The 22148-nt window shown below is 36.2% G+C and carries 13 protein-coding genes; 9 read left to right on the top strand and 4 right to left on the bottom strand.

The window, feature by feature from the left end:
• Window positions 1-254: 254 nt before the first annotated feature.
• Entirely contained in the window at window positions 255-1136 is an 882-nt protein-coding gene (locus K9M53_RS03170; protein WP_224017921.1) for an IS1595 family transposase, read from the top strand.
• Here K9M53_RS03170 and K9M53_RS16070 read toward each other — a convergent pair.
• Window positions 1114-1239 carry a hypothetical protein gene (locus K9M53_RS16070; RefSeq protein ID WP_255580671.1) on the bottom strand — a complete coding sequence of 42 codons (126 nt, stop codon included), beginning with the start codon at window positions 1237-1239 and terminating at the stop codon, window positions 1114-1116. The two genes, K9M53_RS03170 and K9M53_RS16070, sit on opposite strands and share 23 nt — an antisense overlap.
• Window positions 1240-1284: 45 nt before the next feature.
• Between K9M53_RS16070 and K9M53_RS03165 the strand changes: the two genes are divergently transcribed.
• The 3 genes from K9M53_RS03165 to K9M53_RS03155 all read left to right on the top strand — a co-directional run bounded on the left by K9M53_RS03165 (window position 1285) and on the right by K9M53_RS03155 (window position 3425).
• Complete coding sequence (locus K9M53_RS03165) at window positions 1285-1491, top strand: hypothetical protein (protein ID WP_224017919.1); 207 nt, start codon at window positions 1285-1287, stop codon at window positions 1489-1491.
• A gap of 139 nt (window positions 1492-1630) precedes the next feature.
• On the top strand, window positions 1631-2221 hold the full coding sequence (locus tag K9M53_RS03160) for an RNA polymerase sigma factor (protein WP_224017917.1): 591 nt from the start codon (window positions 1631-1633) through the stop codon (window positions 2219-2221).
• 1 nt (window position 2222) lies between these two features.
• The gene (locus tag K9M53_RS03155; RefSeq protein ID WP_224017915.1) at window positions 2223-3425 is read left to right on the top strand and encodes a carboxypeptidase-like regulatory domain-containing protein; all 1203 of its coding nucleotides are present in this window, start codon (window positions 2223-2225) and stop codon (window positions 3423-3425) included.
• A 5-nt stretch (window positions 3426-3430) separates the two neighbouring features.
• Here K9M53_RS03155 and K9M53_RS03150 read toward each other — a convergent pair whose 3' ends face one another.
• Entirely contained in the window at window positions 3431-5923 is a 2493-nt protein-coding gene (locus K9M53_RS03150; RefSeq protein WP_224017913.1) for a PIG-L family deacetylase, read from the bottom strand.
• Window positions 5924-6175: 252 nt separating this feature from the next.
• On the opposite strand from K9M53_RS03150, the gene K9M53_RS03145 reads away from it, so the two are divergent.
• Entirely contained in the window at window positions 6176-10972 is a 4797-nt protein-coding gene (locus tag K9M53_RS03145) for a translocation/assembly module TamB domain-containing protein (protein WP_224017911.1), read from the top strand.
• Window positions 10973-10982: 10 nt separating this feature from the next.
• Here K9M53_RS03145 and K9M53_RS03140 read toward each other — a convergent pair whose 3' ends face one another.
• Window positions 10983-12194 (bottom strand): bifunctional 3,4-dihydroxy-2-butanone-4-phosphate synthase/GTP cyclohydrolase II, encoded by a 1212-nt coding sequence (locus K9M53_RS03140; RefSeq protein ID WP_224017909.1) that lies wholly within the window; start codon window positions 12192-12194, stop codon window positions 10983-10985.
• Between the two features lie 212 nt (window positions 12195-12406).
• Here K9M53_RS03140 and K9M53_RS03135 point away from each other — a divergent pair, with 212 nt between their 5' ends.
• Window positions 12407-12577, top strand: a complete 171-nt coding sequence (locus tag K9M53_RS03135) for a DUF6728 family protein (RefSeq protein ID WP_224017906.1) — start codon at window positions 12407-12409, stop codon at window positions 12575-12577.
• Here K9M53_RS03135 and lpxB read toward each other — a convergent pair.
• On the bottom strand, window positions 12561-13670 hold the full coding sequence (gene lpxB / locus K9M53_RS03130; protein ID WP_224017903.1) for a lipid-A-disaccharide synthase: 1110 nt from the start codon (window positions 13668-13670) through the stop codon (window positions 12561-12563). The genes K9M53_RS03135 and lpxB overlap by 17 nt on opposite strands.
• Window positions 13671-13742: 72 nt before the next feature.
• On the opposite strand from lpxB, the gene K9M53_RS03125 reads away from it, so the two are divergent.
• From K9M53_RS03125 to K9M53_RS03115, 3 genes are all read left to right on the top strand, one after another.
• Window positions 13743-14696: an alpha/beta fold hydrolase gene (locus K9M53_RS03125; protein ID WP_224017901.1), complete on the top strand. Its 954-nt coding sequence runs from the start codon at window positions 13743-13745 to the stop codon at window positions 14694-14696.
• 183 nt (window positions 14697-14879) lie between these two features.
• Window positions 14880-15755, top strand: a complete 876-nt coding sequence (gene sucD / locus K9M53_RS03120) for a succinate--CoA ligase subunit alpha (RefSeq protein ID WP_224017899.1) — start codon at window positions 14880-14882, stop codon at window positions 15753-15755.
• A 267-nt stretch (window positions 15756-16022) separates the two neighbouring features.
• Window positions 16023-22133, top strand: coding sequence for an alpha-2-macroglobulin family protein (locus K9M53_RS03115; RefSeq protein ID WP_224017897.1), 6111 nt, complete (start codon window positions 16023-16025; stop codon window positions 22131-22133).
• Window positions 22134-22148 lie beyond the last annotated feature (15 nt).

Below are 22148 nucleotides of genomic sequence, written 5' to 3'. Positions count from 1 at the left end.
AAGTATATTATATTTGCTTTATGAAAGTAGATTCGAGCAAATTAATGACAATCAAAAATTACGCAAACAAAGAAAAGGTTACTACTTCATACATTTATAAATTAATAAAAGAAGGTAAAATGAATAGCTTTCAAATTGATGGGATTCAATTTATACAAATAGACAAATTCCCTGCTATTCCTGTAATACCAAGACGGAGATAATATATTTTTTGCAACATTAGTTGCAATATTCAAACTTAAAACTTGAAACTAATGAATAAATATACAATAAAGCAGTTTAGAGAAGCATACCCAAATGATGATGCTTGCTTAGATAGAATCTTTCAGTTGCGTTTTAGTAATCTTGTATGCCCTAAATGTGAAAGTGATAAGCAATTTACAAGAGTAAAGAATAGACGTTCTTATCAATGCCCTACTTGTGGGTTTCAAGTTTATCCAACAAAAGATACAGTGTTTGAAAAGACAACAACACCGCTTACTTATTGGTTTATGGCTATCTTCTTACAAACAACTACTCGCAACGGAGTTTCTGCAAAGGAACTTGAAAGAGTATTGAATGTATGCTATACAACTGCTTTAAGAATGAACCATCAAATAAAAAAGCTAATGGCGGGCAAGAATAAACTAGGTAAACTAAGCGGCATTGTGCAAATAGATGAAGTGTACTTAGGGCAATCATTAATTAATATGAGCCATAAGAAAAGGTCTAAGATAAAAGCAGAAGATCTGACAAAGTTTGATAACAAGACGGGGGTTATGGGCTTTGTGTCTGATAATAACGAAGTGAAATTGGAAGTAATGACAGACGCAAAAACATTCAAACAACGTGTAAAAGATAATGTTTCAACAGATGCAATCATTGTAACCGATAGCCATACAGGATATGAAGGATTAAACCTGCATTACAAACAACATGAAGTAGTAAACCACTCTATAAGAGAATTTAAGAAAGGACAATTTCATACAAACAGCATAGAATCTACGTGGGCATTACTTCGCCGAACCATCTACGGCACTCATATTCACGTATCCCCTAAATATCTGCAATTGTATGTTGATGAAGTGGCTTTTAGATTAATGCACAAAAACAAACAAGACACCATGTTTGAAACTATTTTGAGCCACGTTGCTTAGGCGTAGAGGCTTTCTTTATTACTTTCTCAAATAACTCCCTTCCATTAGGATTCAACTCCTTTCCTTTTAATAACTTCTCGGCATTCGCCGAAAGTTCATTCATTGTTAATCTCCTTTTCTTACCTTTCATACATCAAATTTATGAAAGATGAGGATTGATGAAATAATCGGGGTTTCTTTTTTTATGGGCTTTGCCCTTTGGCTTATTTTATTGCCAAATACTGTAATAAAATTTTATTCATGGTTTCATAATCAAGAAGTAAAACTAAAAACTCGTCATGTAAGAAATGCTGGATTTTTTTGGTTAGTCTTGGTGATTGTATTAGAAATATCCGCGTTAATGAAAAAAAAATAAAAGAAAACTTATCCACACTTATATTTGTGTCGTGAGTGGATATATCTGGTAGAAAGAAGATATAATTATTACTTCAACCTTTCATAATTTTCCATAACATATCGTTGTTATTTTTTATTACTTGCAAGAAATTTTTCTTTTGGGATTTCTAAAAAACATATCAAACAACAATTTATCAGACAACGAATTGATAGCAGCTTTTAAACAAAGCGGCGAAATAAACTATTTGAGCGAGCTGTATCAACGTTACATGGAACTGGTATTTGGTGTGTGCCTGAAATATTTTAAAGAAACAGAGCGCAGTAAAGATGCTGTAATGGAAATATTTGAGGAACTGACAGTTAAGCTGAAACAATACGAAGTAGGCAATTTTAAAGGCTGGCTACATGTGCTGGCAAGAAATTACTGTTTAATGCAGCTGCGAAGTCCGCGGAATGTAAAAATTACAGAATTTAACCCGGCTTTTATGCAATCTGAACAAAATGCGCATTCAGATGACGAGCAATTGGAAAAAGAGGAGAATTTTAAGCAACTGGAAAAATGTATTGATACCTTGCCTAATGAGCAAAAGCAATGCGTTGAATTATTCTTTCTGAAGGATAAATGTTACAACGAAATTGCTGCCATTACGGGTTTTGATTGGAACAAAGTAAGAAGCTATATACAAAACGGCAAACGAAATTTAAAACTATGTATGGAATCGAAGCTTTCGTCAAAAGTTGAAAAATAACATGAACAAGAACAACAGTCATATTATTTATACTGCGAAAGATATTCATAATTATTTTTCAGGTAAGCTCAGCAATGCTGAAATGCACGCTATGGAGAAAGCTGCATTAAGCGATCCTTTATTAGCAGAAGCAATGGAAGGTTATGAAAATATGGCTTCTATTAAACAGCCTGCCGACTTTGCACAGCTTCAAAAAGAACTGGATGAATTGAAAAATAAATTAGGTAAAGCAAAACCCGGTGAAAACAAATTCAATTGGAAAGTTGCTGCATCCGTTTTATTGTTGATCGGAGTTGCATTTGCATTCTATTTTATTTTACGATCAACACATAAAGAAGAAGTGGTAATCAACAATGCTGTTCCTGTGCCTGCAACAAATATAAATCCAGATTCTTCTGTAAAGATCGATGGAACAATAACAAATACTTCTTCAATAAAAAACGACTCTTCAGTATTTAAAAAAGAATTAAGCAAAAACACCGCGACCGGTAATGCTCTTGCTGTAAATGAACAATCAAAGAAAGAAATAAAGAGTATAGCTGCAGAAGATAATAATAACGTTATTCAACCCAAAGATAAAACGGATATTGCCAGCTTAAAAGAAACGAAAAAATCATCTGATGCAATAACTACTACTTTTTCAGGAAAAGTAGTGGATGTCAGCAATACTCCTGTTCCTTTTGCTACATTACTTATCAATAATCATCAACAGGCAAAGACAGATGCTAATGGCATCTTCTCTTTATCATTGCCGGATGCAACTGTTCGGTTGGACATCAGTGCTAAAGATTATTTTCCAAAAACAGTTACTGCAAACGCAGGTGATTTTGTAACCGTTACATTGTCTTCGCAAAAAAACAATCTAAAAAAGGATAACAACCTAGCGGATACCCTTACCCGAAGCCGGGTATTGGTTTTATATAAACGTGGTGCTGAACCTAAAATGGGCTGGGATGAATACAACCTCTATATGGTGAATATGCTTTCTAATTCACTATATGATGATGGCAGGCGTGTTGCCGGCGAAACTATTTTTACGTTTGAGATAAACCGTTCCGGGCAACCTGTCAACTTCAATTTTGAAAAATCAATTGACGAAGATGTAAATGAAGGGTTGGAAACATTTATACTGAATGGCCCTGAATGGCGTTTTATTTCCAATGAAGGAACACCGGGACTGATCAGAATGCGAATTGTATTTTAACTGCCTTATTTCGCTTTAGGCTTTGCCAACAAATTAGCGAATAACCGGTAAGCACCGGGAACACCTGCAGGCAATTCTCTAAAGAAAACCAATCCTGTATAAACAAATTTGCCTTTGCCATAATCAGCAATCAATAAACTTCCATCCTGCTCTTCTTCACCCGGATCTTTCATGCTGATGATACGTTTATAACTGCTGTCAATATTTTCAACATCATAAATGCTACGCTCCTGTATCCAGCCATCAAAATCTTTACCCGTTATTTTATTGGGATAATTCAATGCTGCATCAGATGGCAACAATAAATTTACTTTAGCAGTTTCATCCGTAACACGTTTGTTTACTACCGTGAACGGATAAGGTCCAATTTTGGTTTTTAAAGAAGATAAGCCATTGTTAACATTATATTGAACCAGGAATACTCCTCCGTCTTTTACATATTGCATCAATGTATCGTACACATTCGACATCCATTCATTTACATTATAGGCACGTACGCCGGTTACAACTGCATCAAATTGCTTTAGATTAACACCGGTAATATCAGCTTGTTTTAATATAGTTACTCTATAACCCATTTGTTCCAATGCTTGCGGAACTTTGTCTCCTGCTCCGGGAATGTAACCAATCGTTTTGCCAACAACTTTAAGATCAACAACTAAATATCGTTTCCTGGCAACAGAATAATATTTAATAGAAGGAATATGATCATAATTGATCTCGTGAAGGCTTAGCATAGCCTCTTGCAAAGCTCTATATAGCGTATCGTTTTGAATACCTTTTTTAAATTCTTCTGAAACTTTAGTGGCATCATAATCAAAAACGGTATTGTTACGAACAAAAGTTTCTCCTTTCTTTAATCCTGACAAATCGCCACAACATATATCATGTGCAATGATATTTTTTCCGTCTGTCATTAATTTATAAGTGCAAACAGGTTCATTGCTTTTCCTTTTATCATTTGGGAAAGTTATTACAAGAGATGGCTGAACATTTACGATTAGATCAGGAGTAATATATATCGGTTGATATAGTTCACCTTTTACCGGATCTGTATATTTATATTTCACAGGCACATCAAATTCAAATTCTGTTCCCTCTATTTTCATATCAAACGTAGCGCTGATGGGATCATTCTCCGCTTTACCAATTAATTGCTGATCGCTTACATTAAAGCTTCCTTTTTCCATAGGATCTACCAGCCAATATGGTTGTGTTGGTTTTTCATCCGTTTTAATAAAAATAGTTTTATTGATGGTTGATGCAAGATCATTTTTAATACTATCAAAAGAATAAGTAACTCCTTTAAAAGAAGCATTGGCATTTTGAATAGTTACACCTAATCTATCATTCAAGCTGAAATTAATTTTCAAACTATCACCCTGCACAGCATATTGTGTTGAAGTGGTAGCTTCCAGGAATAAGCCACTGCATTGAACAATTAAATTTTTAATGGCTGCTAATTTTTGCTCGCGCCAATAATCATTGGGTGTTTGCAAAAGTAGTTTATACAAACGCACCAAAGCAGGCGTTGACCTTTCAGGATGTTCAGCGGAAAAATCAGTAATGATATTTTTAACTGCTTTTTCTACTGTATCAACGGCTATTTCCGGTGCATCATTTACGGTAGTTCTGCTCCATGCAGTATTAATACCATCCAGCAAATCATTTACAGGTTTATCTCCTGCAGTAGTTGAAAAATATTCCAGTGAAGCGCCTCTTTGTGCAGGCACACCAAAACCCTGGCTTTTATGCTGACTACGGCTTACCGCAGCTATCTCTCCATAACTCTTTCCCAACAAAGGGTTGTATATACCGCAATCCAATTTAAACTGATCCTCGCTCTGTGTATTGTTATTGCCAAAATTGTAGGTGTTCCATAATAACCGTTTGGCTTGCCAAACAGTTACACCTTGCTTTAATTGTTCCGGAAACTTAGCAGGATCTGCTGCAGCATCAAATGCCTCACGGGCAAGTATAGCCGAAGCTGCATGATGTCCATGTCCTGCACGAGTGTCAGGAGGAAAACGGGTAATGATAACATCCGGCTTGAACTTGCGTATCACCCACACCACATCACTTAATATTTTATCGTGTCCCCATGTTTTCAATGCCTCGTCGGATGATTTACAAAATCCAAAATCATAAGCCCTGCTGAAAAATTGTTCTGCACCATCTATCCTTCTTGCCGCCAATAACTCCTGTGTGCGTATCAATCCCAGGTCAACCCCCTGCTCATCCCCTATCAGGTTTTGCCCTCCATCGCCTCTTGTTAAACTTAAATAACCCGTGCGATATAATTTTTCGTTGGCGAGATAGGCGAGTAATCGTGTATTCTCATCGTCAGGATGCGCTGCTATGTATAATACAGAACCTAACACATCCAGTTTTTTTAATTGCAATAATATCTCGGAAGAAGTGTAAGTTTTTGGTGTCTGAGCATAGGTAAATATCGAATAATAGACCGTGAAAAGGAGAAGCAGTAGTGTTTTTCGCATTATAATCTAATTTATCTGACCTTGTTATACTAATTTAATGATATGTCGTACAAATTGCTTATCTAAATTACAAAAAGCTATCACAAACCTTTTGCTGAAAGATCAACAAAAAAACAAATTGAAGATCGAATAACCAATATTTAATGCTGATGTTCACTAAAAAGTAAAAAACTGTTGTTTTAAGATCAATTAACATGCATGAACCCTTAGTTTTAAACAAACCTTAATAAAAAACGTCGCATAAAGTCGGTAATGTATTTGCTTGTATTAGCTATTTTTACAAATAATTTTAAGTATCTGCGGAAATTCTGGAAAATATTAAAGCGGTTTGTGCTGGCGGTGTTGTTGCTGCTGGTTTTTTTATATTTTATTTTACAGGTTCCTGCTGTGCAAACCTGGGTGATCCATCGGGTTACCGGTGTACTTTCCGAAAATCTTCATACCAAAGTTGAGATCAAACATATTGCTTTTAGCTTTTTTGCTAAAATGGATATGCAGGGGCTTTTGATCAGAGACCGCCAACAGGATACTTTAGTGTATGCCGGCAGCGCTAAAGTAAATATTACCGATTGGTTTTTTTTGAAAGATAAGGCAGTGATTCAATATGCAGGATTAACAGACGTAACGGTGAACATGAAACGAACCGATTCTGTTTGGAACTACCAATTTTTAGCAGATTATTTTTCAAGCGATAAAAAAGATACTTCTACTAAAGCCGGACTTCAACTGGATATTAAAAAAGTATATCTTAAAAATGTTCATTTTAATAACCTGGATGGATGGGTTGGCAAGGATATGCGTATTGGCATAAATGAGATGAATCTTGTTGCTGATTCTATTGATTTTAAAAAGAAAAAATTGGTCATTCAATCATTGGATCTGGATGCACCATCTTATTCCGAATATTTTTACGAAGGAAAAAGAAAAGCTTCTGTTAATGCTACTTCACAAGCACCGGAGGTCGATTCCTTAACGAATAAAACAGCTGAAGACTCCTGGTTTATTTCTGTAAAGAATTTGCAATTGAATAATGGCAGCTTCGCCTCTCTCCGCCAGAAAGATGTTCCCGGTGACGCAACCGTTTTTGACGGAGAGAATATTTTGTTCTCTTCTATCACGGGCAGTTTAAAAAATGTACTGCTACAAAAAGATACACTCACAAGTAATGTGCACTTGTCAGCTAAGGAGCGTTGTGGTTTTATTTTAAGAAAGATAGATGCCGATTTTACATTTGCTCCTACCCTGATGGAGTTTAAAAACCTGGACCTGGTAACAAACCGAAGTCATCTGAAAAATTATTATGCTATGCACTATAATGATTTTACAGAGGGAATGGATGATTTTTCGACGGCTACCAAGCTAAACGCCAACTTTGATAACAGTGTAGTGTATAGTGATGATATCGCTTTTTTTACATCTGCCTTAAAAACATGGAAACGTCAATTTAATTTATCAGGCACGTTTGATGGGATGATAAGTAATTTTTCTGCCCGCAAAATGAAAATAAAAAGTGGCAATTCATCGTTGGATGGAGACATCACTATGAATGGTTTAACGAATATCAATAACACCTTTATTGATTTCAAATCCAATAACCTGCAAACAAGTTTTGCTGATGTTTCGGTAATTGTTCCTTCTTTAAAAAAGATCGATCTGCCAAGATTGAATAAGTTAACCAACATTCAATTTAAAGGCAACTTTACAGGATTTTTAAAAGACTTTGTGGCATTTGGCTCATTGAACACAAACCTGGGTGTTATTTCAGGAGATGTAAACCTGAAATTTCCCGACAATGGAGCGCCTGCATATAGCGGTGTTGCCTCTACTCCTGATTTTCAACTCGGACAGTTTATTGGCATTAAGGATATTGGAAATATCGCTTTCAATGGTAAGATCAATGGTAGCGGTTTTGCAGCTGAAAATGTAAATACTAACTTCGATGGAACGATCTCAAAGTTGGAGTATAACGGTTACGCATACAAGAACATTAATGTAAAAGGCGATTTTAAGAAGCGGTTGTTCAATGGCGATCTCAGCATTAACGATCCCAACTTAAAATTGGATACCTTACAAGGGCGTATTGATCTAACAGGTAAAGAACCTCAATTTGATTTTTCAGCAAATCTTACCAATGCAAATTTCAAACAACTAAATCTTACCAAGGATGATTTTACATTAGGCGGTAATTTTAAGCTTAATTTCTCCGGTAGCAATATTGACAATTTCATAGGCGCTGCCAGTATCAATAATGCCAAATTCCTGCACAATGGCATTCCTGTATTGTTTGACTCATTAATATTAAGGTCTGAACTACTCGATAATGAAAAAATCTTAACGTTGCAATCAAATGAAATCGCAGCTTCAGTAAGTGGAAAGTTTAAAATAGTGGAATTACCGGAAGCTTTTAAGGTCTTTCTCAATCATTATTACCCTTCTTATATAGAAACCCCCGATCATGCTATTGAAGACCAGGATTTCCGTTTTCAAATAAAAACACAAAATGTTGATAGCTATTTTCAATTAATGGATAAAAAACTGGGTGGCTTTAATAATGCAACTATTTCGGGTAACCTGGCTTTGTCTAAAAACAATTTAAGTGTATTGGCAGACCTGCCTGAATTTACTTATGATGGTAAACGTTTTACAGACATCCACCTGGAAAGCTCCGGCAATCAAAATAACCTGCTTACTAAAGTGAATGTAAGCGATATCACGCTGAACGATAGCATGCACCTGCCTTCTACCAGTATTGTGTTGAATTCGCACAATGATTATTCTGACATCAATATTAAAACAAAAGCAAGCAAAACTCTTAGTGATGCCTCTTTAAATGCAACCGTACAAACATTGAATAATGAAGTGAAAATTCATTTTCAACCATCCTCTTTTATTGTGAACGATAAAGAATGGGACCTGGACAAAGATGGAGAACTGACATTAGGAAACTCTCAAATAGTTGCCGACAATATCCGGCTTAGCCAGGGAACGCAGGAAATAAAATTCTCTACACAATCATCTAGTACAAATCGTACGAATGATGTTGTTGTCAATCTATCTCAATTGAACATTAATGACGTAGCGCCCTTTGTTGTTACCGATCCCAAGCTCGAAGGAACTATGACGGGCAGCGTTGTTATTGCTGATCTTTTTAAAAAGCCTGTTATTAATTACAATGTAAAAGCTGATCAGTTCAGGGTTGATAATGATTCCATCGGAACATTATTTGCAAGCGCCAATTACAATAGTGAAACAGGTACTATCCGCTTTGCAGCAGACGGTAATAATCCTGCTGCCAAATTAAATATTAAAGGCACCATCAACCTAAACGATTCTACCGATAAACAAACAGACATTTCTTTCATTGCAGACAAATTCGATTTAAATATATTAAATACATACCTGGGCAGCGTTTTCAATGACATTAAAGGATATGCGAACACCAGCGACCTGCGCATTACAGGCAATGGAAAACATCCGTATATAACAGGAACGGCTACCCTAAACGATGCTTCGATACGGGTAAATTATACCCAATGCCGATATGATTTTAATAATGCAACTGTTATTTTCAATCCTGATGAAATAGATATCGGGAATATAAAGGTAAGAGACAGCTTAGGCAACCAGGGATTGGTAAGTGGTAAAATGTATCATAATTTTTTCAAGGATTTTGAATTTGATAACCTGCACTTTGAAACGGATAAAATGCTGGTGTTAAATACTACTAAAAAAGATAACAATCTTTTTTTTGGGAAAGTATTTGGCAGAGCAGACCTTACGCTCAACGGACCTATCACCAATATGCAGATGAGCATTAATGGTGAAACATCCAGTACAGACAGTAGCCATATAACATTATTAAGCGACAATAATTCTGAAAGCAAAAGCATCGACTATATCGACTTTATACAATTTGGTAAACAGATGGGCACTTATAAAGGCAGTAAATCATCTAACATAACGGTTGATATGAACTTATCTGCAAACCCTGCCTGTAAAATTGATGTGGTCTTAGATGAAACAACCGGCGATATTATCAAAGGTGAAGGTTATTGCAATCAATTGAATATTCGTGTTGGTACTAACGAACCCCTTACTATTCGTGGACGTTATGATATTACAGACGGAGAATATACTTTTAACTTTCAAAAGTTCTTAAAGAAACCGTTTACCCTGAGCAGCGGAAGTTCCATCACCTGGACAAAAGATCCTTATACTGCTTCTATTGATATCACTGCAGAGTACCTTGCAAAGAATGTTGATTTCAGCAGTATTCCTTCTATTAGTTCTACCAGTGGAGGTGTATCCCGTTTAAAAAGCGATCTGAATATTATTGCTCACTTAACTAAAACATTAAATCAACCTTATATAACTTTTGAGTTGGAACTACCTCCAAGTAGTCCAAGCAGTTTAAGAAGTGATGTACTTGTTACCAAGCGTTTACAGGATTTTAAAAACGACGTCAATGAGATGAACAAACAGGTAGCATCTTTACTTATGTTCAATACGTTCATCAACAGTACACAAAGCTTTATAAGCGCCAGCAGCGGGTATAATGTGTTGTCCGGCACGCTTAGTAGTGTAATATCCAATTACCTGGCAGCACGCTTTAATGCAGTTTTACAACGTTATGGTGTAAAAAATGCAACTTTCTACTTCAATTCTAATTCTACTTATGGCACTACTGCCGAGAACAATGCTGCAAAAATTCAAGGAGCTATTGCCAGCGGCGTAGTACTTCGTTCTGATAATGGCAGATGGCTTGTTTCTATTGGTATCAATCTTGATTATAATGATCCCTACCTGCTTACTACCAATAACAACAATGTTTTTGTTACTCCCGATGTTACTGCTGAATATTTGATTTCCCAGGATGGAAGGATCCGTTTGGTTGGCTTTAATAATACCAGCGTGGATATAAACGGGCAACGCAACCGAAGCGGTTTAAAATTAAGCTATCAAAAAGATTTTGATAAAAAAGCTGCGGAAGAAAAAAAGACCATGACAGTTGATAGCACTAAAACAATACAAACAAGCGGATCGAATTAAAAATAATCCTTTATTCTTTGTTTAAGATATTATGTCCTAATTTATCTCTTTTTGTAGTTAGGTATTTTTTATTGTGTGCATTTGGTTTCATTTCAATAGGCACTGTATCCACAACCTCCAATCCATAACCTAACAAACCTGCACGCTTGCGGGGATTATTACTCATCAATTTCATCTTACTAATACCTAAAGAGCGCAGTATTTGAGCACCTACGCCGTAGTCACGTTCATCCATTCCAAAACCCAATTCTAAGTTTGCTTCTACGGTATCTCTGCCTTGTTCCTGTAATTTGTATGCTTTTAATTTATTGAGTAAACCAATACCACGCCCTTCCTGGTTCATGTATAAAACCAATCCCTTCCCTTCCGCTTCTATCATACTCATTGCATGATGCAATTGCTCACCACAATCGCAACGCAGGGAACCTAAAATATCACCCGTCATACAGCTGCTGTGTACACGCACCAATACCGGTTCATCCTTTTTCCATTCACCTTTTTTCAGCGCTAAATGAATATCACCGGTGTTTAATTGTTTAAAAGCGATCAATTCAAATTCGCCATATTTGGTTGGCATATGTACTCTTTCTTCTTCATGAATTAAGGTTTCATTCGTCAACCTGTATTCGATCAAATCTTTAATTGATATCAATTTAAGATCGAATTTTTTTGCAATTTCTTTCAACTCAGGCAAGCGGGCCATGCTGCCATCTTCATTCATGATCTCAACCAATACACCACCATAAGGAGCAGGAAACCCTGCCAATCTTGCCAGGTCGGTAGTTGCTTCTGTATGACCGGCTCTTCTTAAAACACCGCCTTTTTTTGCACGTAACGGAAAAATATGTCCTGGTCTTCCCAGGTCTGAAGGTTTTGTCTCAGGATTAATTAATGCCTGAACAGTTTTAGCTCTGTCATGCGCTGAAATACCCGTAGTACATCCATGTCCTAACAGGTCAACGCTTACGGTAAAAGCAGTCTCATGCAAAGATGTATTACTGCTTACCATCAGTTGCAGATCCAGTTCATCGCAGCGCTCATCTAATAAAGGAGTACAGATCAATCCACGCCCGTGCAAGCTCATAAAATTTATCACTTCAGGAGTTACACTATTAGCTGCAATAATAAAATCGCCTTCATTCTCACGATCCTCATCATCTACCACAATGATCATTTTCCCGTTCTTAATATCCTCAATGGCGCTTTCAATACTATCTAACATAATCAAAATTTAAGGTGCAAAGGTACAACGTTTTAAAGCCTTACTCAAGCCTAATTGTAAGCGATATGTAATATTTATTTCTGTCCCGACTGCATCTCAGTTACGAACATCGTTGTGTCACTCACTGCAACGGCATACCGCATTTCAGCTTTAACTAAATCGTAGATATAACAATAAAAATTATAAGAAAGTTTAATTGTAACTTGCAATACATGGGGTTTTTAAGACAAATAGCAGAATATTTATATCTCCGCAAAAGAGATCCCAACGATCCTCCCACTCAATGGATGAAGTACATGCATGGCATTAACCGCATATCCATCCTGTTATTTATAGTAGCAATAATTATTATAGCTGTGAAGCTGCTTACGCATAAGATGTAAGAAAAGTATAAATGCTTTTAGCTGCATTTGCAGAAGCATTCCCGCCCTGAGCCAATAAACTTTTTAAATCAGCATAATCTTTTTTCAGTTGCTGTTTTCGCTGTTCGTTATTAAGGATATCATTTAGTTCCTTAGTAAGATTTTCCACTGTTAACGCATCTTGAATCAATTCCTTTACCACCAATTTATCCATGATCAAATTTACCAGACAGATGTATTTTATTTTGATCAACCGTTTGGCAATTTGATAAGAAATATTGCTGCCTTTATAACACACTACTTCCGGTACGCCGAACAAGGCTGTTTCCAATGTAGCTGTACCGCTTGTTACCAAAGCAGCTGTTGCATTGTTTAATAGCTCGTAGGTTTTGTTTGAAACTGAGGAAACATTTTTATAAGGTGCTAACAATGTACTATAGAATTCATCTTCCAGTCCCGGTGCTTTGGCTACAACAAATTCATATTCCGGGAAATGTTTGGAAGTTTCCAGCATCAACGGCAACTTTAATAATATCTCTTGTTTCCTGCTGCCCGGCAGCACTGCAATAGTTTTTTTTGACGATTGACGATCAGTAATTGACGATTTAAAATCATCGATCACTTTCACCAATGGATGACCGAGGTATTCTACATCATAATTCCATTTTTTATAAAAGTCTTTTTCAAATGGAAGGATGACCAGCATCTTATCTACACATTGCTTAATTGATTTTACCCTGCTTTCTTTCCATGCCCAAACCTGAGGAGAGATATAATAGATAACCTTTAAATTGTTTTGTTTTGCCCATTTTGCTATACGTAAATTAAAGCCGGGATAATCAATCAAAACCAATGCATCAGGCTTAAACTGCAAAATATCTTCTTTGCAAAATGCAAGATTGCGCAAAATGGTTTTCAGGTTTTTTACCACCTCTAAAAAACCCATAAAAGCAAGATCCCGGTAATGCTTTACCAGCTTAGCTCCTGTAGCCTGCATTTTATCGCCGCCCCAGCAACGAATGGTAGCAGACGGATCTAACTGTTGCAATTCTTTTATCAAATTACTTCCGTGCAAATCTCCGCTTGCCTCGCCTGCTATGATGTAATAACGCATGCCCGCAAGTTAATAGAATTTTATTTCGTTCCTAAACCGATTGATTAAATTTGAGAAACCTAAAACGAGTTTATGAAAAAAATCTTCAGCACATTACTTATTCTCATTTTCACGTTGCCAGTTATTGCGCAACACTATCCCGAAAGTCAGACTGATGGAAAATATTATACGGTGAATGGCGCTAAGCTTTGGACGGTATCTTTCGGTAAAGGCGATCCGCTCTTTTTCATTGCCGGCGGACCTGGTGGTACGCATTACGGATTAAGAGACTTTGATACATTATCCTCTCAATATACATTGGTGTATTATGATGGTTTTGGAAGAGGCAAATCCGATACAGCAAAAAATGTAACAGAGTATACGCTTGACCGTGATATTGAAGACCTGGAAGGTTTACGTAAAGCAATGGGCTATGAAACCATCAATGTTTTGGGGCATTCCTACGGCGGCGTAGTGGCACAAGGCTATGCTATTAAATATCCGCAGCATGTTAAGCATTTGATACTGGCAAACACCTTTCACAGCTTTATCATGTGGCAGGAAAACGATGATAACAGCAATCGTGAAATAAAAGAAAATTATCCTGAAGTGTGGGATACATTAATGAAAGTACGGGAACTAGGTGCTATATCAAGCGATCCAATTCACCAGGAAATTTATGGCAAAGTGCCGTATGGATTTTTATATGCATATAATCCACAAAATTTTATTGCACATGGAAGAAAACCATACCCTAATGGTTTTAATTCAAAGTTGTATTACCAAATGGTAGGCAAAGATGGTGATTTTATTGTAGGCAGCGATATCGGCACCTTTGATTATCGTCAGCAATTAAAAGACCTTAAAATGCCGATACTTATTATTGGCGGTCGTTACGACAGGGTTGCTGTGCCCACCATGATGGTAAAATACAAAGAGTATTGTCCGCAGGCAAAATTTGTATTGTTTGAACACAGCGGTCATAATCCACAGGTAGAAGAACCCGAAAAAGAATTTAAATTGATCCGTGAGTTCTTGAGTAAATAGAACGCAGATTTTTATGCTATTTTGATGGCGGATTTATAAAAAGCGGCTCAATGAACGTTCCTTTTCATAATTGGCAACGTTTCCGTTATTAGTAAGCTTAAGATGTTCCTTTATAAGGTTTTCCCCCTAATTTTGCCCGTCATTATTAATTGCTAATTATTCATTATTAATTATACAATACTCATGTCAGTTTTAGTAAATAAAGATTCTAAAATTATTGTACAGGGTTTTACCGGTACAGAAGGTACTTTTCATGCTACGCAAATGATCGAATACGGGTCAAAAGTGGTAGGTGGTGTTACGCCGGGTAAAGGCGGAAGCACTCATTTAGACAAACCTGTGTTCAACACGGTGGCAGATGCTGTAAAAACTACAGGTGCTAACGTTAGTATAATATTTGTGCCGCCGGCATTTGCTGCAGATGCTATCATGGAAGCTACTGATGCCGGTATTGCATTGGTAATTTGCATTACAGAAGGTATTCCTGTGCAGGACATGGTTAAAGTAAAAAATTATTTATTAGGTACTAATACCCGCCTGATCGGGCCAAACTGTCCGGGCGTAATTACTGCCGAAGAATGTAAAGTAGGTATCATGCCGGGCTTTATCTTCAAAAAAGGAAGAGTTGGTATCGTTTCAAAATCAGGTACACTTACTTACGAAGCTGCAGACCAGGTAGCAAAAGCCGGTTTGGGAATTTCTACTGCGATTGGTATCGGTGGCGATCCGATCATCGGAACTCCTACAAAAGAAGCGGTTGAATTATTATTGAACGATAGCGAAACTGATGCGATCGTAATGATCGGTGAAATTGGTGGTGGCATGGAAGCAGAAGCTGCCCGTTTCATTAAAGCATCTGGCAATAAAAAACCTGTTGTAGGCTTTATTGCCGGGCAAACAGCGCCTCCGGGTCGCCGTATGGGACACGCCGGAGCTATTGTTGGCGGTGCTGATGATACAGCCGCTGCTAAAATGAAAATTATGGCTGAATGCGGTATTTATGTAGTGGCAAGCCCTGCAGATATTGGCAAAACCATTGCCGAAGTATTAAAAAAGTAATTGAATTTATTAATGAAATCATAAACTCCGCCGATGCGGAGTTTTTTTATGCAAATAATTCTGGTAACTCATCTTAAGAAAGTATATTTTTATTATGTAAAAAACTTTAGTTCTTTATTCAGCATTGTGGAGTTTATTCTGAGAAACGAAGGATCACACTGCAACGGCATACTATTACTAAACTATTATTTTCACACAACGAAACAACGATAACTGAGAATACAAAGTCTCTATGTAACTGTGTGAAACTCCATTAAAAATGTATTTATGATAACAAAAAGAATTTTGCTTGCTGTATTACTACTTACAGCTACTCATACCATCATCGCTCAACAAAAAGATTATGCGGCTAATTGGAAAAAAGTTGATCAATTGGAGAAGAAAGGATTAACCAAAAGCGCTTTACAGGAAGTACAAAAAATATATGCGCTCGCTGTAAAAGAGAATAACGATGTACAACAGGTAAAAGCCTGCATTTACCAGGCTAATTACAAAACTGCTTTGCAGGAAGGTAGCGCCCAGTCAAACATTTTCTATTTTGACACATTAGTAAGCAAGGCTAAAGTTCCAGCCAAAAACATTTTGCAGAGTATACAGGCACAATTGTATTGGCAGTTTTTACAAAACAATCGCTATAAATTTTACAATCGCACTCAACTACAAACGGAGAATAGTAAAGACATTACTACCTGGAGCATTGAAAAATTAAGTGCTACCATTGCAACTTTATACAAACAATCGCTTACCAACGAAACTATACTTAAAAAGATCAACATCAATACATATGATGCTATCGTTGTAAAAGGACAGAACACCCTCAAGCTTCGTCCATCCTTGTATGATTTTCTTGCTTTTCGGGCACTCGATTATTTTAATAATGATGAACGTTCTGTAACCAAGCCTGCTTATGAATTTACGATTGATGACGAAGCCTACTTTAAACCCGCTATTGAGTTTACAGGCAGCCATTTTCAAACCAAAGATTCTTCATCCTTATATTTTAATGCCATCTTACTGTTACAGGATATTTTGAAATTCCATTTGTCAGATGCTTCGCCTTCAGCCTTGATCGACGCAGATATTCTACGTTTAAATTTTGTACACGATAAAGCGGTAATGGAAAATAAAGATGAGCTTTTTGAAGGAGCCTTAAGATCGATCGAAACAAAATATCCCAACGATTCTGTTACCGCACAGGCAATGTATTTGCGTGCTGCACTTTACTATCAACATGGACAAAAGTTTGAACCGCTAACCAATACAAAAGATCAATACGAAATAAAACGGGCAAAGGAATTGTGCGAAACCATTGTTCAAAAATTTCCAAAATCAGAAGGTGGCATCAATGCAAAAAACCTGCTCAGTTCTATTACCGAACCATCATTAAAATTAACATCCGAGCAGGTAAACATCCCTTCTCAACCTTTCCGCAATCTTGTTTCTTATAAAAATATCAATACGCTGTATGTGCGTATCATTAAAACATCCCGTGAGGAAATAAAAAAACTGGATCGCAACGATGCTAAAAAATACTGGACAAACATTACAAAACTTAAACCCATAAAAGAATGGAATATTGCATTGCCCAACCTGCAGGATTACCAGCAACATTCAACAGAAATAAAAGCAGATGGATTGGAAGATGGTGTGTACTTTATTTTAGCGAGTCAACAGCCTGATTTTTCACTAACCAAAAATGTATTATCAAAACAAGTAGTGTATGTAAGCAATATCAGCTTTATCCATACAGACAATGATTATTATATTCTCAACAGGGATAGCGGCGAACCTTTATCAAATGCACAGGTACAGGTTTGGGAAAGCAAGTATAACTATACAACCTATCAATACGATCAAACCAAAGCAGAAAAATATACTACTGATAAGAACGGGCATTTTAAACTAAGGAACTCAAAGGATTACAGGAATATTTTACTGCAAATAATTGCAGGTAATGATGAGTTATTTTTAGACAATGAAATGAACAGCAATTCAGTTTATAACAGTTATGCTAAAGAAACAGCTAAGCCTTTTGGATTTTTATTTACCGATCGTAGTATTTACCGACCTGGGCAAACAGTTTATTTTAAAAGTATTTTTGCATCCACTGACAGCGTTACCAAAAAGACCAGTACCGTACAAGGTTTTAACACTACTATATTACTGATGGATGCCAATTTTCAAAAAGCAGCGTCCCTGTCAGTTACAACCAATGAGTTTGGTTCCTGCAACGGAAAATTTGTTTTACCTCAAGGTTTGCTAACCGGGCAATTCTCTATCCGGGATTCTATCACCGGCAGTAATGTTTATTTTAATGTTGAAGAATATAAGCGCCCAAAGTTTTCTGTTGACATTCCTAAACCCAAAGCCACTTATCGTTTAAACGATAGCATTACCGTTACAGGCACGGCAAAAGCGTATGCAGGCAACAATATCGATGGTGCTAAAGTTAGTTATCGTGTGGTTCGCCGAGTACAATATCCTATCTGGTGGGATTATGGTTTTTCATTTAGAAAAACTATTTATAATAATTCCGATGAAATGGAAATTACTAACGGAGAAACAACAACTGATGAGAAAGGAGAATTTACTGTTCATTTTAAAGCAATCCCTGATAAAAGCGTTGATAAAAAAGATGAGCCCATTTTTTATTATGATGTAACTGCTGATATTACTGATAATAATGGCGAAACAAGAAGCGGTAATACTTCCGTAGGGGTTTCTTACCAGACGCTTCAACTAAATATTAATGTAGCCGATAAAATTGCATTGGATAGTTTTAAACAAGCGACTATTAAAAGCACCAATATAAATGATATCGAAGAGAATGCTGCTGTTTCATTTACAATAGAAAAATTAAGATCCCCGGGAAAAATATTCAGAGAAAGATACTGGAATGAGCCCGATCAATTTGTAATGAGCAAAGATGAATACTACGGTTATTTCCCTTATGATATTTATAAGAATGAAAATGAAATAAAGAATTACGATGTACAAAACAAAGTATATGGTATTACGGATTCAACCAATAGAAAACTTATAATTGACAACAAACAATTTTCGACAGGCTATTATAAGCTCACTGCTACTACAAAAGATAAATATGGTGAAGATGTAAAAACAATAAAATATATTCAGTTAACTTCAATCAATACCTCCACAGAAAATTCAATTGAAATAAACAATGATAAACCAACAGCGGAACCCGGAGACAAGGTCAATTATTCTGTCAACACCGGTTTTGATAAGATCTGGACTATTCAATATGCATGCAAGATGAATAGGGATACATTGATTACATATCCTATCATTGGACAAAACAAACCCTTACAATTTACCATACCCATTACAGAAAATGATAGAGGTGGTATTGGATTAAGTATTGCCTTTGTAAAACACAATCGTGTTTATTCATCTGTTAACAACTTAAGTATTCCTTGGAGTAATAAAGACCTGAACATAAGCTTTAATACTTTCAGAGATAAATTATTACCTGGTGCCAATGAAAAATGGAGTGTTAAGATAAGTGGCAATAAAAATGAAAAAGTAGCAGCAGAGATGTTAACTGCAATGTATGATGCATCTTTAGATCAATTTAATCTCCATAGCTGGTATAAGCCAAATGTTTGGCCAAGCTTATATTTTATTATTAACTGGAGTAAAGATGGTTTTAATGATGCAGAATCCCAAGATTATAATACCTATAGCTATATTTCATATGACTATCCGAAGTCTTATGATTATATGTTTGGATTTGAAGATGCTCCATTAAAGAGTGTTCCATATTTTTATTTTAATAGTTCTAAATTTCAATATAAAGGAGATTATAGTGCAGATGAATCCGTTGCAGAAAGACCTACAGGCAATTTCACTAACGCATTGTTAAAAGGAAGAGTTTCAGGAGTTAACATGAAATCTCCCAAACCAAAATTCGATGATGCAGATGGTGATGGCATAGTGGATCAATTGGATAAAACAATCAGTCAGTCCAAACAAATCAACACAACCAATCCTGACAATATTCAAATTCGTAAAAACTTCAACGAAACAGCTTTCTTCTTTCCTGATCTTAAAACCGATGCTCAAGGAAACGTAGAATTTTCATTCACCATTCCTGAAGCACTTACACAATGGAAGCTGATGACATTGGCACATACAAAAGATATGGCAAGCGGTTATATAGAAAGAACATTGGTCACTCAAAAACAATTAATGATACAACCCAATGCGCCAAGATTTTTACGGGAAGGAGATAAAATAGAATTCAGTGCTAAAGTGGTGAATCTTAGTGACAGTATAATTACCGGCAATGCGCAATTGGAGTTAATAGATGCTACTACTGATCAGCCTGTAGATATTTCTTTTGCTAACAAAACAACATTGCAGGATTTCACTGTTCCGGCAGGACAAAGCATTGCAGTTAAATTTCCAATAACAATTCCTGTAAATTTCAACAGCGCTCTAACTTACAGAGTAGTAGCGAAAGCTAATAAGGTTTCAGACGGAGAAGAAAACACCATTCCTGTACTTACCAATCGTACACTTGTTACCGAAAGTTTACCGCTAAATCTTCGTAATACAAATAAGAAAGATTTTAAGTTTGAAAAATTACTAAACAGCGGCAGCAGTAAAACTTTAACCAATCAATCATTAACAATAGAATTTACATCCAATCCGGTTTGGTATGCTGTACAGGCATTGCCTTATTTAATGGAATACCCTTATGAATGTGCAGAGCAAACATTTAATCGTTATTATGCCAATACATTGGCATCTTACGTTAGTAACTCTACTCCAAAAATCAAAGCAGTATTTGAAAAATGGAAAACGATCGATACTGCGGCGTTACAATCGAACTTAGAAAAAAATGAAGAGTTAAAATCCGCTTTACTACAAGAAACGCCCTGGGTATTGGATGCACAAAATGAAGATCAACAAAAGAAAAACATTGCGTTGTTATTCGATATGGTTAAAATGAGCAGCGAAACACAAAAAGCAATCGACAAGTTAAAAGAATTACAAAGCAGCAATGGCGGTTTTGTTTGGTTCAAAGACGGTCCGGATGACAGGTACATTACTCAATATATTGTTGCTGGTATTGGTCACTTAAAGAAACTAAATGCAGTACAGTTATCACAGAACAAAGACCTGTCTGTTATTATCTTAAAAGCAATTCCTTATCTCGATAAAAAGATAAAAGAAGATTACGACAATCTTATAAAATCTAAAGTAAGGCTCAGTAATAATAATTTAAGTTCTATTGCGATTGATTATTTATACATGCGCAGCTTCTTTCCTGAATATAAGATTGCTGCTGCATCTCAAATAGCTTATAATTATTACAAATCTCAAGCGCAAAAATATTGGTTGAACAATAGTAAATACACTCAGGCGATGATCGCATTAAGCTTGAACAGAGCGAATGATAATATCACCTCAAAAGCGATCATTAAATCTTTAAAAGAAAATTCAATCACCAATGAAGAAATGGGCATGTATTGGAAAGAATGGAACACAGGTGGTTATTATTGGTATCAGGCACCGATAGAAAGCCAGGCATTAATGATCGAAGCATTTACAGAAATAGACAAGACACAAGTAACTATTGATGATCTTAAGACATGGCTATTAAAACAAAAGCAAACACAAAACTGGAAAACTACCAAGGCTACATCAGAAGCCTGTTATGCGCTATTATTAACCGGAAGTAAATGGCTGAACGAAGAAAAAACAGTCACTATACATTTAGGCGACACAACAATACAAACCGATCCTAAAAACACAGAAGCAGGTACCGGCTACTTTAAAACAAAAATTACCGGCAATATTATAAAGCCGGAGATGGGAAATATTTCTGTAGCAGTTTCTCCTGCTTCTTCTACAAGCAGTGGCGCCTGGGGTTCAGTCTATTGGCAGTATTTTGAAGACCTGGATAAAATAACGTCTGCAGAAACTCCTCTTAAACTTAGTAAGAAATTATTTATTGAAAGAAACTCAGACACAGGTCCCGTTTTAATTGCTATTACAGATAGCACCAGCTTAAAAGTTGGCGATAAAATAAAAGTGCGTATTGAATTACGTGTTGACAGAGACATGGAATATGTACACATGAAAGACATGCGTGCATCGTGCATGGAACCTGTAAATGTTTTAAGTGAATACAAATGGCAGGATGGATTAGGCTATTACGAAAGCACCAAAGACGCCAGCACTAACTTCTTCTTTAGCCAATTATACAAAGGAACATATGTTTTCGAGTATCCATTATTTGTAACACATAGTGGCAATTTCAGTAATGGCATTACAACTATTCAATGCATGTATGCACCTGAGTTTACCGCACACAGCGAAGGAGTGAGAGTAAATGTTACACCCTAAACAATGAGAAGAAAA

Origin of the sequence: Ferruginibacter albus (assembly GCF_020042285.1) — a bacterium.
GTDB lineage: Bacteria > Bacteroidota > Bacteroidia > Chitinophagales > Chitinophagaceae > Ferruginibacter > Ferruginibacter albus.
Note: the sequence above shows the minus strand (reverse complement) of the source record. Positions and strands in the feature narration are given on the sequence as shown.